Source organism: Nguyenibacter vanlangensis (assembly GCF_013376155.1).
GTDB lineage: Bacteria > Pseudomonadota > Alphaproteobacteria > Acetobacterales > Acetobacteraceae > Gluconacetobacter > Gluconacetobacter vanlangensis.
The window spans coordinates 1-15,962 of the sequence record NZ_JABXXP010000028.1; the positions used below are offsets into that span (position 1 = coordinate 1).

Sequence of the window (15,962 nt, forward strand, 5' to 3'; positions counted from 1 at the left end):
CGCCTCCGAGGACATCACCGTGACCGGCGGCATGGCCACCGCCAACGGCGTCACCAACACCACGCCCGGCGGCGGCCTGATGGCGCCGCAGACCGTCGCGAAAAGCCGCAGCACGATCACCCGCGACTTCATCGCCAAGCAATCGCCGACCACCAACGCGATCGCGATGATCGCCAACCTGCCCGGCGTGGTCGCCGCCAGCACCGACCCGCTGGGCCAGTCGACGACGGCCATGTCGATGCGCGGCCTGATGCAGACCGAAATCGGCTTCACCTACGAAGACATGCCGATCGCGGATTCGATCAACTATACGCCCTATGTCCAGGCGGCGGTCGATACCGACAATATCGCCGCGATCACCGTCAACCAGGGCGCGCCCGACATCACCTCGCCGGTCTATAACGACGTGGGCGGATTGCTGAAGATCACGCTGCGCCATGCCGCCGACAATTTCGGCGGCACGGCGAATCTCTCCTACGGCTCGAAATCCCTCGAACGCGAATTCATCCGCCTGGACAGCGGCGAACTCGGCCATAGCGGGATCAAGGCCTTCGCCTCCTTCTCCTCGACTACGAACGACGAATGGCGCGGTTCCGGCACCTTCAGGAAATATCACGTCGATTCCGAAATCCGCAAGGACTGGACGCCGGACACCAGCCTGGCATTCATCCTGTCCTACGACAATTGGCAGCAGGGCAATTACCGCCCCATGACCATGGCGGCCTGGCACGCCTACGGAATCAACTACAATTACGACAAAAACTACACACGTGGCGACTATAACTGGATCGGCCTGAACCAGTACACCCGGCGCTCCCTCATCATGATGCTGCCCTTCAAGGCCCGGCTGGCCGATGGGCTGCATGTCCACCTGACCCCATCCTTCGCCGATTACGAGGAATATTATTTCGGCGGCACCAACATCAACAATACAAGATCCTGGTACGGCAACCAGCCGGCCGGCAACCTGAACCTGCCCGCCCAGTTCACCCTGAACGGCGTGCCCGGCGAGGCGACCGTCGAGCAGATCAACCCCGTGCCGCAGAAAAGCTTCGTGCTGGATAGCGGCCTGTCCTGGGAAAAGGGGAACAACATTTTTCAGGCCGGCTATTCCTACAATTATGTCGATCTCCTGGAACAGATCTGGTACGAAGGCGTCAACGCCCAGGGCGGCATGGCCAACCACGAAGGCGCCTATCCCATCCGGATGGCGAACGGCGTGCGCTACAACACGCTCGACCAGCATTTCCAGCACCAGATGAACGCGCTGTACGTGTCCGACACGCTGAAATTGCTCGGCGGCCGGCTAGTCCTCAATGCCGGCCTGAAATATCTGATGATCTTCCGCGACATGGTCAACCGCACGCCGGGCGCCATCCGCTATGCCGGCGGCGCCTACGCCCAGCCGCTGCCGCAGATCTCGGCCAGCTACCGGCTGACCCCGCACGACCAGATCTATCTCGACGCCACGACCGCCTATCGCGCCCCGGCCTCTGTCGAGGCCTACGGCCAGCTCTTCTCGCCCGGCCGGCCGGGACCGACCTCGTCCTTCGTGCCCATGACCGGCGAATATGCGATCGGCGAGGAAATCGGCTATCGCCATTACGGGCTGGTCAATGTCGCGCTCGCCTTGTTCAACTACAACATCACCAACAACCAGGTCACGTCGAACGTCTATATCGGCAATTTGCCGATCCCCGAACCGATCCAGGCCGGCGGCAAGACGTCGCGCGGCGCGCAGGTCGAACTGGGGCTGCGGCCATGGCATCATGTCAGCCCATATGTCTCGGCCCAGTACCTGCACGCCACCATGGACAATGATTTCGCCACCAACGGCGTGCTGCTCCCCACCGCCGGCAAGACCGCGGTGCAGAGCCCCGAGGTCACGGCAGCGATCGGCCTGTCCTACGACAACGGATCGGTCTTCGGAAATTTCAGCTTCAACTATATCGGCGCGCAATACGCGACCCTGATGAACGACCAGAAGATGCCCTCGTACGAAACCGCCAACATGACGCTGGGCTATCGCTTCCACAGCATCGGCTTCGCCCGCCACCCGCAGATCCAGATGAATATCGTCAATATCGGTGCCGAAAACTATCTCTCCGGCATCCAGAGCGTCACCGCGAACGCCCACCCGGTGGTCGTCGGCGGCCACACCATCGCCGGCGCCGCCCCCCTCTACCTCGTCGGCGGCGGGATCGCGGTCATCGGCTCGGTCTCGACCGCGTTCTGATTGCGCTCCCGCTCTTCACCCGTTGACCGGAATCGTCACGATCGTGCTGGGCCCCTTGCTGGTCTTCGACAGTTCCAGCAGGATCTGCAGCATCGTGAAGGCCAGCTTGCTGTCGAAATCGTCGTCGGCGATCCAGTAATATTTATGGTTGTACGTGGTCCATGAAAACACCGACTCCGGCCGTTCCCTGGTCACGTGCACCACGACGATGGGCCGCGTCTCGCGCCCGATCAGCTTGATCGTCGGCCGGGTGCGGCCCGAGCGGATATCGTCCTCGGGCACATCGATCTGATAGGCGATCTGCCCCAGTACCCCCAGGATGGTACGCGTCAGCAGCCGGATCTGCCCGCGCCGGGGCCTGCCCCCGCCATAGACGACCTCGACCCGCTCGTCATCCTGCGCCATGCCCAGCAGGCGGCGCACCTCACGCACGACCGGCATCAGCGCCGCATTGTCCGTCGAGGCGATCGACAGATAGACCCGGTCGGCCACCGGTTCCTTGCCGTTCGCGGCCGTGCTGTGCTCCAGTTGAATACCCAGCAATCCGGCCACCTGCAGCACCCGCAGATCATAGATCAGGTCGAAGAAGACCGGCGATCCCCGCCCGGCATCGCCGCCCAGCGCGCCGGCATTGCTGATCAGGTTGACCGACTGCACCGCCAGGCGAAACAGCACGTCGATCGGCAGGCCGCCCAGCACCAGCGGCAACAGATTGCCGGGCGGCAGCGGGCGCAGGAAACTCTGCGCATAGGCATCGCCGGTCACCGGCTGGAAGGTGAAGGTGGGGCTTTCCTGGAACTGCACCGCCGCCCCGCCAAAGGGCCGGCTGGCCGAATAGGTGCCGACGCCCAGCGAGACATTGCGCTGCAGTTGATAGCCGGAAATCAGTTGCGTGGTGTCCAGGAAACCCGGCGTGTCGGCATAGCGCAGACGCACGACATTCAGCAGCGTCTGCTGCTTGCCCGCACTGGTCACGGCCCGGGAATAATCGCTCTGGTCCTGGTCCAGGCGCGTCGGCCCGATCGCGCTGCATCCCCCGGCGGCAAATAACACGGACAGCAGGCAGAGCAGACGAAAAAAGCGGATCATGGTCCCATGGCGTATCTGGCAACCACGCCAGTCATAAAGAGCCCCCGGAAACAGGACCAATCCTATTTTGTTTATATTTTTTTAATTTACATGTAATTTTATAATAGAAGATCCGATCTTCCGTGGCTACCGTCCGTATCGCAGCGGCGCCGCATCAGTCCCGAGTACTGCCCCGTTCCCGACCCAGTCCCGCCAGAATACGATTCAAGGCACTCTCATCGGGCTCATGGCCCAGGCTCCAGCTTAACGTGTCATACAGTCCCAGAAAGGACGCCCCGCACTGATTCAGCAGCACGCGCGCCTCGGCGAGTGTTCCCCCCATCTCATCGGCCAGCCACACCGCCAGGCGATCCATGGCTCCGGGTACGGCCAGCACGATTCCCGGCGGAGTATGCAAATCCAGTTGCCGGGGCAAGACGCCATCCCCCGACACGTCGATCTCCGCCCGCAGACGGATATCGCGCGACGAGGCGCCGATCTCAATGCCCACCGTGGCCGCCGGTACGAACCAGTCATCCAGCACAACATCAAAATAGGCAAAATCTCGCCGATTCAATGTAAATTCCACCTGCCGGCTCTCACCTGGCTGCAACTCGACGCTCGCAAAACCCTTCAGGGCGCGCAACGGGTGAGCCGGTACCGCACGCCGCGTCGTCTCTTCCCGGGCCAGATAAAGCTGGCAGACCTCCCTGCCGAGCCGGACGCCGTCATTCCGAATCGTGCAACATATCGATAATATATTGTCTTTTCCGACAACAGACCGATCGAGCGTGAGATCGTGATAGGAAAAGCGCGTATATGAAAGGCCATGGCCAAACGGAAACAGCGGCTCGATCCGCCTTTTATCGAAATAGCGATAACCGACGAATATGCCCTCGCGATAAAGATGCGTTCCATGTTCCCCAGGATAGCCCAGATAGGCCGGACTATCTTCCAACCTTCTGGGCCAAGTCACGGGCAGTTTCCCCGACGGGTTTATGATGCCGAACAGGACGGACGCGATCGCGTCGCCAAAACCCTGGCCCGGATAGCCGGCGGAAATAACCGCGGCGACCTTGTCCGCCCACGGGAGTACAACCGCGTCGGGATGGGTCAGAATGACTATGACGCGCTGATGAATGCGAACCAACTCGCCGATCAGATCGTCATGCGCGCTTATCAGCGCCAGGTCGGGCCGGTCCGCGTTTTCACCGCTGATTCCTGGCGGCGTGCCGGCAAAGACAAGGACGACATCCGCCCCTACGGCCTGCCGGAGTGCGGCATCCCTGCGCCCGGGATCGACGATCCCGTCCTCGCTCCACCCCGGAGAATAGGAAATCCTCAGTTCATCGCCCGCAATGCGGCGGAGGCTGTCAAGCGGGACATCGCACTGCCGGGGATTGACGCCGGCGCTGCCGACACCCTGGATCTGCGGTGTAATCGCCCCGGTACCGATCACCAGTATGGAGCCAGCCGCCGTCAGCGGCAGAATGTCATGCCGATTGACCAACAACACGCATGAGCGCGCGGCAACCATCCGGGCCAGTTCATGATGGGCGTCGAAATCTGCCTGTGCCACTGCCGCCATTCCCGCGCGGTGGCACCGTTCCAACAATTTCAGAACATTGCGGCACGCCGCGTCCAACGCGGCCTCGGATACGTGCCCATTATCCAAAGCGGCCCGCAATCTTCGCTTTCTGGCCTTGCTCTGCGGCATGTCCAAATCGCTGCCCGCCAGAAGCGACGCAGGCCGATCCTGGATTCCGTGCCAATCAGACATCACGGTTCCGGCATAGCCCCAGCGTTTGCGCAATGTCTCGGTCAGCAGCCATGGATCGGCCGATGTCTGCACACCGTTCAGCCGATTATAGGACGTCATGACTGTCCAGGGATCACTTCTGTCGATCGCGCGTTCAAAACCGTACAAATAAAGTTCGTGCAGGGCGCGGCGTTCGACCACCGAATCCATGCTGATCCGCTCGATCTCGGAATTATTGCAGGCAAGATGCTTCAGCGATGCGCCGACGCCACCATCCTGCAGACCGTTGATCAGGCCTGCAGCCAGATCGGCCGTCAGGACGGGATCTTCGCTGTAATATTCGAATCCCCGCCCGGCCAGCGGGGTACGGCGCAGATTGATCCCCGGCCCCAACAGAACCTGAACGCCCAGCATGCGACATTCCGCCGCCAAGGCCTGTCCGACTTCATACATCAGGGATGTGTCCCAACTACATCCCATCGTGGCACCGCCCGGAAAGCACGTCATGGGCAGGCTGCGTCCCAGAAGCAAGGAGGATTCGCCCGCTGCCGCGTCGACGTCTGCCAGAAACGCCCCCAGATCCCCCTCTTCACCCACATCGTTGATCTGATCGGGGACGAAGCGCACGCCGTTCGTGCCGTCTGTCATCAACACGGACGCGATGCCATGCCGCGGCAAACTTGCCGTCCGCCACAAGCCGCGGCCGCTGACCAGATCGATCTTCTCCTCACGCGTCAGGCTGGCCAGGTCGATCGTCAAAGGGTCCACGCTCGCCTTGGTCGTCATGACTGATCATCCCCTCCGCAAGAACCATGCCGCCCGCTCACGGCCCTCGCCACCGCGTCTCGTGATGGATACAGGGCCGTCAATCCGATCGACAGCACGACCACGATCAATGGCACGGCGACAAAGCCGAATGCGATACAGTCACGCGCCGCCGCACTCTGCCGGATCGCATGGGGGACATAGCGTCCCCAGCCAAGCATCGCGGCGGACAGGGATCCGCCGGCCGCCCACGCCACCTTCCCCATAAAGCTGTTGACGGAATAGGCCATTCCGGCAGCCCGCACACCTGTCACATAAGCGCCGAAATCGATGGAATCCGACAGCATCGCGTAAAAGACCGGCAGCGTCACGCCCTGAAACAGGCAAACCAGGCCGAACGACAGAATCAACAAGACAGGCTGATTGGGACTGCAATAAAAGAGGACCAGGCAGGACCCGGATAATATGTAGGCCAGGACGATCGACAATTTCTGACCGAACAGCCGCGCAACCGGCGGCGACAGCAGAACGCCGATCACCTTGGCGATGCCCATGACGGAGATCAGCAGGCCGCCGAACGACTGAGATCGCCCCAGAACCTCGACCGCATAATACAGCGACAGGCCGTAGAACGCCGTCAGACTGACGTAGAGCAGGCTCAAGACGGCCGTCACGACAATCCAGGCCCGGTTCCGCAGCAGCGACAGCAGCAATGTCCCGACCGGCCGCCGATCGGGTGCCAGATCGTAACGCTCGCGGCAAAATCGATAGGGCACGAGGACCGCGAGCGCGCACAGCACGCCAATAACGGCCATCGCCATCGGATAGCCCAGCCGTTCCTGACCGCCCCCAAGCAACCGCACCAACGGCAATACGGCGCTGCCGACCAGAAATGTACCAGCCGTCGCGCCGACCATCCGCGATGTCGCCAGGACGACACGGTCGCTCCCATCTCGTGTCATGACGTTCGGCAACAGCCCATAGGGTACCGAGACGAGAGAAAAGAACACGCCCATCAGAAGATAGGTCACATACGCCCAGGCCACGCGTCCCAAGGGGCCGAACGGCAACGGCAGAAAGCACAGGAACGTCGCGAAGCCCAGAGGAAATGCGAACCATTTCAAATACGGGCGTATCTTGCCCGAGAAGAGTCTTCGGTGATCGATCAGATATCCGATCAGCGGATCGACGACACTATCAAATATTCGCGCCGACAACATCAAAATGGCGATATCGGACGCGCCTATCCCATAAACATTTGTATAATAATATAGCAGATAACTTCCGGTAATACCAAAGAGTCCATTGCCTGCCAGGTCACCGAGGCCGTAGCCTATGCGCTCCGGCACATGCGGACGATTCATAGGGTCCGCGCCGGGAGGCAATCTGAATAACATCTCTGCTCCGACACCACGCTCCGGATATCGCCCATGCACGGCACGTCTTCACCGTGAAGCGCCTGTGCCATATCTTATCCGCCACACTACGCCGGATACGGCCCCGGCACCCATCTCAGAATATATCGATACAAAAACATGATAGCAAGGGATATGTTGTAAACACCATAAAATATGACATCGAAATATCGCAGGGACGAATGAAATTTTTTCCCAGAATTATTGAACTATGTCCGTATGAGCCACCCTGAACGCGCGCTGGAGGATCTCGGAGGGACGCCCCACCGAGAACCAAATAAAAAACTGCCATAACATATTGATATAACTTTTTACGGAGCCATCGGAGATCACCGCCCGTCTCATTATATATAGTACACATCATACCACCCCCGAGCGAAGCGACGTTAAATCGAAGAAATCCTGCCCATCCCGGAACCCCATGCCACGAGCACCAGACCATGCCGAGATAGTACGGCGGGCACTGTACGCCCAGCACGGCCATACCTTGCCGACACGGACCGTGCGTTCGGCTGCCCTTGGGACTTCGGACCGCCCATTATCCTCAATCGGACAGCCGAACGACATAGTGATAAGCGCGGTGCCGTGCCGACAATGACGTATACGCTATATATGTATGTTTCCATGACCGCCATACTCACTCAACCAAATGCACCTTTCAGATAAGATCAGAGGCGTATCTCGCCTTCTGTCACAGATGTTTTCTCATAACAAATCTCGAAAATCGACCGAGAATGCCGCCTTCCCGAGCCACGAAAAATTCTTCAGACCGACAGCAAAATGGATTGAATCTGCAATGACCATAATATAACGTATGCACCATAGTGACGGTGCGGCCAGATGACCGAACCGCATGCAACGTCACATGGCATCGATGGTCGGCAAAAATCATGACGAAACTGGTCTCTCGTAAGCATCTTATATTGATGTCGTCTATTCTGGTCCCCTGGTCCGCGACGAGCCTGGCTGCGATGGCCGCAACGCACAAACACCACAAGCAAACTCCGTCTGCGGCAGTCAACAAGGCAAAACCCGCATCCATGACGGCCGCACCCCAGGCCGTTGCCGGGGGCATACGCGCCGCGGCGCCGGAAGGACTCAGTGTCGTCGGCCGCCATCGCAGTACGGGTGCGCAAACCTACGTCAGCGCCCTGGCATTCCAGAAGGCGATTCCCGGAACCAGCGTCCTCAAGATTCTCGATCAACTTCCGGGAATTTTTGTAACGACGGACGATGCGCAAGGACTGGATACCGGCGGCATCGCCATCTTCATGCACGGCTTTTCGCAAAATCAGTTGGGCTTCACGCTCGACGGTATCCCCTTGGGGGAACCGGTCTATCGCAACTATAACGGCCTCAACACGGTGGAAGCCATTTCGTCGGAAAATGTCGGCCACATGGATGTGACTCAGGGTGCCGGCGCCCTCAGCATGCCCAGCACCAACAGCCTCGGTGGCGGCCTGCAGATTTATTCGGCCGACCCTCTGGACAAGATGGGCGGACAGGTCAGCCAGACTTTCGGAAGCAACGCGACCTATCACACCTTCATCCGCTTCGACAGCGGACAATTGAATCATAGCGGAACAAAATTCTTCGTTTCGTATATGCGCAATGATACCCAGATGTGGGCCGGATCGGGCGATCAGTTCCTCCAGCAGGTCAATGCCAAGCTTGTGCAACCCATCAATGACCGCAGTAAAATGTCGGTTTTCTTCGACTGGTCGAATCTGGCACAGTTCAACTATCAGGACATTTCCCTGAATTACATCAATACGCTCGGATATCGCGTCGCGAACTATTATCCCAATTACAAGGCGGCCTACCTGGCTGCCCAGGGAACGTTCACGCATGGCGAGAATCTGACGAACGACCCCGAGGACGTGTCGTTCTACGCGGGCACGACACAAACGACCGACTATCTGGGTGGCGTCAACCTGAATTTGCAGTTGAATGACCGCTTGCACTGGGATTCCGTGATCTACGGGCACGGGCAAATCGCCGCCACCCAGTTCAGCGACCCCTATCTGGCCTCTCCGAACGGCGCCCCCCTGGCTGAGATCGTGAAACGCCCTGAAATTCACCGTTTCGGCTTCACCAGTGCGCTGACCTATACCATCGCGCGCAACGCGATCCATACCGGGATCTGGTACGAAAACAATCAATATATCAGCCCGATGTATGCCTATAGCGACCCGATCCTGACCCCCGGCATGGCGCCGCCGGACCCGTTGCGCAATTTCACGAATCCATTCGCTGAACTCTTCGGCCAAGATTACAACACGAATACTTTCCTCTATTATCTCGAGGACACGTATCGCCCGGTCAAAGGCCTGTCGCTGCATGCCGGCTTCAAGTCCCTGATATCATCCACTCGTGTCTCCGAGACAGCGAACGTCCCGTCCTATACCGGAACGGACAAGATCGCCGGCGGTGTCGGACTGACATCAGCCGAAGCGTTCCTGCCGCATCTGAGCGCCGACTGGCACTTTCTTCGGAATCATGAAGTGTTCGTCGACGTCTCAAAGAACATGCGCGCCTACCCTGAATGCGGGTATCACCTCTGCGCGTCTCCCTTCGCCGTGTCGCAGGAAGCCTTTGACTCGGTCAGGCATTCCATTCGCCCCGAGACGGATTGGACCTATCAGGTCGGGTACCGTTTCAACAGCCGGCATTTCATCGCATCCGCCACCCTGTTCCATGTCGATTTCTTCAATCGTCTGGGCAGCACGTATAGCGGGTCGGTCATCAATCCACAGTTGACGGTCGCCAATCTGGGCAGCGTCAGTATGAACGGCGTCGACGCGGACATGACGATCATTCCGATCGATAATCTGCGTATCTTCAACTCGTTCAGCTTCAACCGGGCCGTCTACGACAATAACGTTAACATTTCAGGTGTCAATTACGACATTCGCAATAAACTGGTCGTGGACACGCCGGAATTCATGTACAAAACCGCCGCGGATTATACTTGGCACAATGCGGATGTTCATTTCGATGCCAATTATATAGGCCGGCGCCCATTCAGCTACACCAACGATGTCTTTGTCAGCCCCTACTGGCTTGCGACGACGGGCGTTAACTATACGTTCCACGACGTCAGACCTCTACAAAAACTGACTGTCAGCTTCAATGTCGGAAATCTGTTCAATTCCAAATATATCTCGTTGATGGGCGCCAGCATGTCTGGTGATTCGGAGACACTTCAAGCCGCCGCCCCCCGGCAGTTCTTCGGCAGCATCAAGGCCGCGTTCTGACGGATACCTGCTCCCGGCTATGTCGAGGTCCCCCCGCGACCTTTACAGTCGCGATCGACACGCCCTACGCGCTTGCGACAGGCGCATTCCCATTGCCGCCCAATCGGGCGGCAATGGTGACCTGCCCCCGGTCTTCCCTCGTTCATAACGAGAATCCATGAGGTTGATAATCGTTGTCTTTCCCCAACGGGTCGGACAGAAAAACCGGCAGCGGCATGCGACTGCCCAGCGCCCGTTTGCGTCCGCGTCTGCGCCGCACCGAATGCCTTTCGCCCCGTAAATCCGGTAGAACTTCTTCTGTTCATTTTCATGCTTTTACGTTCCGGCATGACGCCAACCCACCGACAGCCGAACCGACGCCGCTTCTCGACGATCCTTGCATTTCTTCACGGCTTTCCGGATTATCAGGCGGCCGATCGCGCTGCACAATCTTCGGATCGACACCGATCAGGACACAGACTTGGCGTTAAGAAATCGGATGCTCCTTCACCGCCTGCAGCACCGCGTTCCGCCGCTGCATTTCGGACGAGATCGGCGTCATGGCCAGGACCGTCGAGGTCTTCCGCTTGACCGCCATCGACAATGCCCGGCTGGAAGCCGAAACCGCCGCGGGCCGCAAGGCCGAGATCGAACGCCTTGAGCGCCATACGAAGGACAATGCCAGGGCACGCGTGCGGACAGTTACCAGCGGACTGGCCGACGCGCTGAGCCGAGTTACGCAGGGCGACCTTTCCGTCCGGCTTGATACCGCCTTTTTCGAGGAATCCGAAGGGCTGCGCCACGATTTCAATCGGGCGGTCGACCAATTGGCCCAGACTTTTTCCGCGGTCTCCACTGCAGTGGGTACGATGAACAACGGCACGTGGGAACTGGCGAGCGGCGCCGACAATCTGGCCAGCCGGACGGAGCATCAGGCCGCGTCGCTGGAACAGACAGCCGCTTATTTACCGGTAGATTGGGATCAAAGGGTCCATGCCTCCAACGGTCGAACGCCTTGCCCGCACGGGTCATCCTTTGGGCGGCCGGCATGATGGCCATCGGAATATCCGATGCGAGCCGCGACCGTGAAATCCATCACCTCGTCGCGGCGCATTGATTGCGACACTCGACAGAGCCTAAGCGAACAAAAGCCCTTCTTGCTTCTTTTTCGGAAGGAGAAAGAAGAAGCCATTGTACCATCTCGCGATCCGGTCCCGCGATCCCGCGCGGGGCCGGAAGCCGCCGATCAGAAATTCGTGCTGATCGTGCCATAGAGCTGGCGCGGCGCGCCGGCCTGCATGGACTGGTCGTCTCCGCTGAAGGAATTGCCCAGTTCGCCCATGTTCGCGATATATTTGATGTTCGTCAGGTTATAGACGTTGAAGGACGCGGTCACATTCTTCAGCACGCTGTAATCGCCGAAATGATAGCCGGCTCCCAGATTGGTCAGCCAGTAATGCGGCACCGACACATCGTTGGTATAGCTCAGATACCGCCGCCCCATCATCATCGTGTCGATATGCGCGAACGCACCGCGATAGGTATAGGACAGGCTGCCCTTGTACATCAGTTCGGGGTAATTGACCGCCTGCTTGCCCTTGATGTCATAGACGACATCGCCGGTATTCAGATTGTTGGCATAGCGCGAACTGTTATAGCTGATGCTGTTATAGATCGACAGGCCACGGATCGGCATCAGGTTCAGGCTGGCATCGACGCCGTTCATGTTGACGCTACCGACATTTTCCAGGACCGACACCGAATTGTAGATCGATCCCAGGTTCACGCTGCCTTGCCGGTGCAGATAATCGGTGTGGTACAGCGCCAGCAGCCCGACCGCCCAGGGCGAGGTGTAGCGATAGCCCAGTTCGTAGACATACGCCGTCTCGGGCTTCAGGTGCGTCTTGGTGTAATCGAACGCCGCCTGCGTGGGGCCGCCCCACGGGCTGCCCTGATTATAGCCCGAACCGGTCATGACCGACATGTTCTCGGCAAAATCGAAGAACACTTCATGATGCGGCAGGAAACGGTAATTGATGCTGAATTGCGGCAGGAACGCCGCGTTGTTCGAGATCGAGCCCGCCGGCAGCGTCGCCATGCCGGTATAGGCCGGATCGTTCTCGATGATGTGGTTGGTCCCGGTATAGAGGATCGAACGGAAACCCGCATTGATCGTCAGGTTGCGCGTCACCCGGTACGTGTCCTGCAGATGGGTCTGCACCAGGTCGTAACGGTAGCCATAGCGCCATTGCTCGGCAAAGGCCGGCGGCAGCGCGTTGACCGGGTCGACCGGCGTCCCCTGGCCCAGGATCGGCTCTTGATAGAATTTATAGAAATCCTGCGGCTGGCTGTTCTCGTACCACACGCCCAGATTCACCATATGATGGGCGATATGATAGGTCAGGCCGGTATCCAGGCCGGCACGCACCTGGCGCGAGCCCTCGTTCTGCTCGACCAGCGGCGCGCCATTGGGCGACGTCACCCACGGGTTGGTCCAGAACGCGTTCCACGACTTGCCGTGCGCATACAGCATGGTCTGCCAGCGCAGCTTGTCGGTAAGCTGGGAATCGAACTTGATCCCGCCCAGATAATCGTGGCCCGTGGCCGGCCCGTCATAGACCGACGCGTCGATCGGGTCGTCCAGGCCGGCGTATCCGGGCGGCAGGCTGCCGCCGGGCAGGCCGTGCGCGAACAGCGCCGTGCGATAGGCCGCCGCATAGTCGGGCTTGTAGTAATCGACGCGATAGCCCAGCGTATTGATGATGTTCTTCGACAAATCGCCATAGGTATCGGCTTCGCTCTGGTCCCAGTCGAAGAAGGCGGTCATCTTCGTGCTCTGGCCGATCGGCTGCACCAGCTTGAAATTGACCTGCTGCAGGAACTGGCTGCCATAGCCCTTCCACTTGTTCTCGTCCGTGCGGCTGTACGACACGAAGAACTTGGTGCCGGACGGATTCAGCACGCCGCTGTTCAGCCGCACGAAGGTCTGATAGGCTTGGTTGCTGCCGAAGGTCTGCGACAGCGTGCCGCCCCGCCGGTCCGACGGATCGATCGAATAGAACTGCATCACCCCGCCCAGATTGTTGGCCGCCGGCACGTCGACGGCCCCGGCACCCTGGGATACGGTCACCTTGGCGATGTTCAGGTTGGAAATGGCGGTGTTGATGTTCGCGCCCAGCCCGCCATAGCCCTGGCTGCCCAGCGGAATGCCGTCCAGCGTAAAGCCCAGCGCCGAGAAGCCCCGCACATAGAAGCTCTGCGACCACAGATCGACGCCCAGCGGGTCGGACGAATTGAACGACACGCCGGGCAGCGTGCCCAGCGCCTTCAGCGGCGTCGTGCCGGGCACCATGCGCGACATCAGTTGCGCCGTGGTCAGGGTCTGTTCCTGACGGGTCGAGCCATGGCCGACCACGCCGACGGACTCACCCTGGCTGTCGCCATGATAGGCGACGGAACGGGCGGCGGCCCGCGCCCCCCGCGCGGCCGTGCCATGCACGGCATGCGGCGCCTTGCCGGCCGGTTGCGAAGCCGCCGTCTGCGCCACGGCGTCCAGACCCGGACAGACCAGCATTGATGTCGCCAGAAGATAGGTCAAACGCCTTCTGCTCATGAAAACTTCCCGCCTTTCCTAAAGGATATCCGTCATCAGGCCGCGCGTGGCGCGAACCGGCCGGACTCAGCCACAATATATAGTGTATACACTACAAAAATTCGAACGACGCCCGAAGGATCAAACCACCATCGCCAATCGCCGCCTCCCCGTCCCGACGCGGCACGCCCTCGCCTTCAGGGACCAGGGCGGTCCTGTTTCGGGATATCCTGCACAATGTCCGGCTCCGGGCGTTCCTCCCCACGCGGGGAAAATGTAGGCTTCGGGTCATGACATTGCGCATTCGTTCCATTTAGTGGTGTATACGCGACTTATTCCGGACGCAAGTCGATTCGAAATCGTTTTTTAATTATTCCGTAAACACCACCAGGCTTTCCGCCCCACCCCCGTTTACGTCAGCGGCAGGCCCACGCCTGTCCCGCGCCCGCACGGGCCTGGGCGGGATAGGCGCAGAGCGGCATGGCATGCCCCGAAGCCGCAGACGGCGCGGCTTCGATCCGCGCCGGGGCCTGCCCCGTCGCCACCCAGCGATCCAGCGGCGACAGCGTATCGAATCTGTCCGGCCCCACTCCGCCGCCGCAATGCGCCATGCCGGGCACCATGAACAGCCTGGCGCCCCGCGTCGCATCGGGCGCCGCCGCCTGCAGCGCATTGAAGAAATCGATCGTGCTGTAGGGCGAAATCGCCATGTCGGCATAGCCGTGATAGAAGATGATCTTGCCGCCCTTTTTCAGGAACGCCGCCATCTTCCCGGCATCGTCCGCATTGCCGTCCCGCACCGCGCCGTCATAGGCCGCCAGCGCCGCATCGGGAACGATGCCGCTGGGCTCGACCGGATAACGCAGCAGGGAAAAGGACGGATCGCGCATTACAAGATATTTCAAGGCCTGGTCGTCGAACTGATATTCCATCGGCCCCGCATGGTCGGGCCATGTCGCGCCGGCCGGCGGCCCGGCCTCCTGCTTGCCGAACTGCATCGCCGCGGCCAGTCCCGCGCCCCAGTGACCCACCGCGAAACCGGGATAGACGCGTCCGCCCCGCCTGTCCGTGGTGTCGGCCACAAACGCGCGGGCGGTCCGCACCTGGGCCGGGGCCAGGCATGCCGATGTCTGCCCCGGCCGGCACAGCAGCCGGTCAAAATCCGGATGGCACAAGGCAGGATTCTGGATCAGCCCATCGGCCCGTCCATCCAGCGCATCGCAGGCCGACAGCGTAAACCGGTCGATCAGCGCCAGGTCCGACGGCCGCAGCCGGCCGTCCGGCGCGGCCAGGTTGGCCTGCTGGACCTTGATGTCCCCCAGCATCAGCCGCAGGGTCAGAAACGGATCGCCTGCGATGATGCCGTCATAATCGCCGGGAAAACGTTCGGCCTCGATCATGCCCTGCCGGCCGCCATTCGAACATCCGTCGAAATAGGCATGGTCGATCCGCGCGCCGTAATAGCGTGCCACCAGCGCCTTCAATGCCGATGTCGCCTGGTGGGTCGCCCGCCAGTCATAATCGGCCAGCCTGGCGCGGTCGGGATGCCCGTCGGCATCCAGGGCGAAGCGCCCGTCCACGAACGCCGTGCCGGGCGCATCCGCATGCCCGGTATCGGTAATCCCCACCGCATAACCGTCCGCGGCCGCCTCGGCGATATCACGCCCATTGGCCGACGGCGTCATGTTCCCGGCAAACCCGCCGACGCCCAGCATCAGGAACCTGGCATTCCAGGCGCGCGGCAGGCTCAGCCGGAATCCGGCGCTGCCGTCCGGCACCCCGGCACCATGCGTGCGGATTCGTCCCGTCACCACACAGGCCGCGCCCTGCGCCGATGCCTCCGCCACCGTCACGTCCGCGACATGCAGCGCCCCGATCGCTCGCGGCGCAC

General features: G+C 60.4%; 8 protein-coding genes and 1 pseudogene. 3 read left to right on the forward strand and 6 right to left on the reverse strand.

What is annotated here, in order from left to right:
• A partial coding sequence (locus HUK84_RS03805; RefSeq protein ID WP_176639061.1) for a TonB-dependent receptor occupies positions 1 to 2,236 on the forward strand: 2,236 nt, incomplete at its 5' end.
• 15 nt (positions 2,237 to 2,251) lie between these two features.
• Here HUK84_RS03805 and HUK84_RS03810 read toward each other — a convergent pair.
• The 3 genes from HUK84_RS03810 to HUK84_RS03820 form a co-directional block, all read right to left on the reverse strand.
• The gene (locus tag HUK84_RS03810; RefSeq protein WP_176639062.1) at positions 2,252 to 3,325 is read right to left on the reverse strand and encodes a hypothetical protein; all 1,074 of its coding nucleotides are present in this window, start codon (positions 3,323 to 3,325) and stop codon (positions 2,252 to 2,254) included.
• Positions 3,326 to 3,479: 154 nt separating this feature from the next.
• A complete protein-coding gene (locus tag HUK84_RS03815) occupies positions 3,480 to 5,849 on the reverse strand; it encodes a beta-glucosidase (protein WP_176639063.1) in 2,370 nt (789 codons plus the stop codon).
• Entirely contained in the window at positions 5,846 to 7,192 is a 1,347-nt protein-coding gene (locus HUK84_RS03820) for an MFS transporter (RefSeq protein WP_176639064.1), read from the reverse strand. Before HUK84_RS03820 ends, HUK84_RS03815 begins: the two co-directional genes overlap by 4 nt.
• A 941-nt stretch (positions 7,193 to 8,133) precedes the next feature.
• Here HUK84_RS03820 and HUK84_RS03825 point away from each other — a divergent pair.
• Entirely contained in the window at positions 8,134 to 10,500 is a 2,367-nt protein-coding gene (locus HUK84_RS03825; protein WP_176639065.1) for a TonB-dependent receptor, read from the forward strand.
• Between the two features lie 181 nt (positions 10,501 to 10,681).
• On the opposite strand, the pseudogene HUK84_RS23100 reads toward HUK84_RS03825, so the two are convergent.
• Positions 10,682 to 11,032 (reverse strand): annotated as a pseudogene (locus HUK84_RS23100) (IS3 family transposase); the annotation flags it as partial.
• A 7-nt stretch (positions 11,033 to 11,039) separates the two neighbouring features.
• Here HUK84_RS23100 and HUK84_RS03830 point away from each other — a divergent pair.
• Positions 11,040 to 11,531, forward strand: a complete 492-nt coding sequence (locus tag HUK84_RS03830; protein WP_176639066.1) for a methyl-accepting chemotaxis protein — start codon at positions 11,040 to 11,042, stop codon at positions 11,529 to 11,531.
• Positions 11,532 to 11,725: 194 nt separating this feature from the next.
• Here HUK84_RS03830 and HUK84_RS03835 read toward each other — a convergent pair whose 3' ends face one another.
• On the reverse strand, positions 11,726 to 14,092 hold the full coding sequence (locus HUK84_RS03835) for a TonB-dependent receptor (RefSeq protein ID WP_176639067.1): 2,367 nt from the start codon (positions 14,090 to 14,092) through the stop codon (positions 11,726 to 11,728).
• 395 nt (positions 14,093 to 14,487) lie between these two features.
• Positions 14,488 to 15,962: tannase/feruloyl esterase family alpha/beta hydrolase (locus HUK84_RS03840; protein ID WP_176639068.1), on the reverse strand; the 1,475-nt coding region annotated here is incomplete at its 5' end.

Bases quoted from the DNA above. Each gene is read 5' to 3' on its own strand.
- HUK84_RS03815 (WP_176639063.1), bottom strand. From the start codon at position 5,849: ATGACGACCAAGGCGAGCGTGGACCCTTTGACGATCGACCTGGCCAGC.
- HUK84_RS03835 (WP_176639067.1), bottom strand. From the start codon at position 14,092: ATGAGCAGAAGGCGTTTGACCTATCTTCTGGCGACATCAATGCTGGTC.
- HUK84_RS03825 (WP_176639065.1), top strand. From the start codon at position 8,134: ATGACGAAACTGGTCTCTCGTAAGCATCTTATATTGATGTCGTCTATT.
- HUK84_RS03830 (WP_176639066.1), top strand. From the start codon at position 11,040: ATGGCCAGGACCGTCGAGGTCTTCCGCTTGACCGCCATCGACAATGCC.
- HUK84_RS03810 (WP_176639062.1), bottom strand. From the start codon at position 3,325: ATGATCCGCTTTTTTCGTCTGCTCTGCCTGCTGTCCGTGTTATTTGCC.
- HUK84_RS03820 (WP_176639064.1), bottom strand. From the start codon at position 7,192: ATGAATCGTCCGCATGTGCCGGAGCGCATAGGCTACGGCCTCGGTGAC.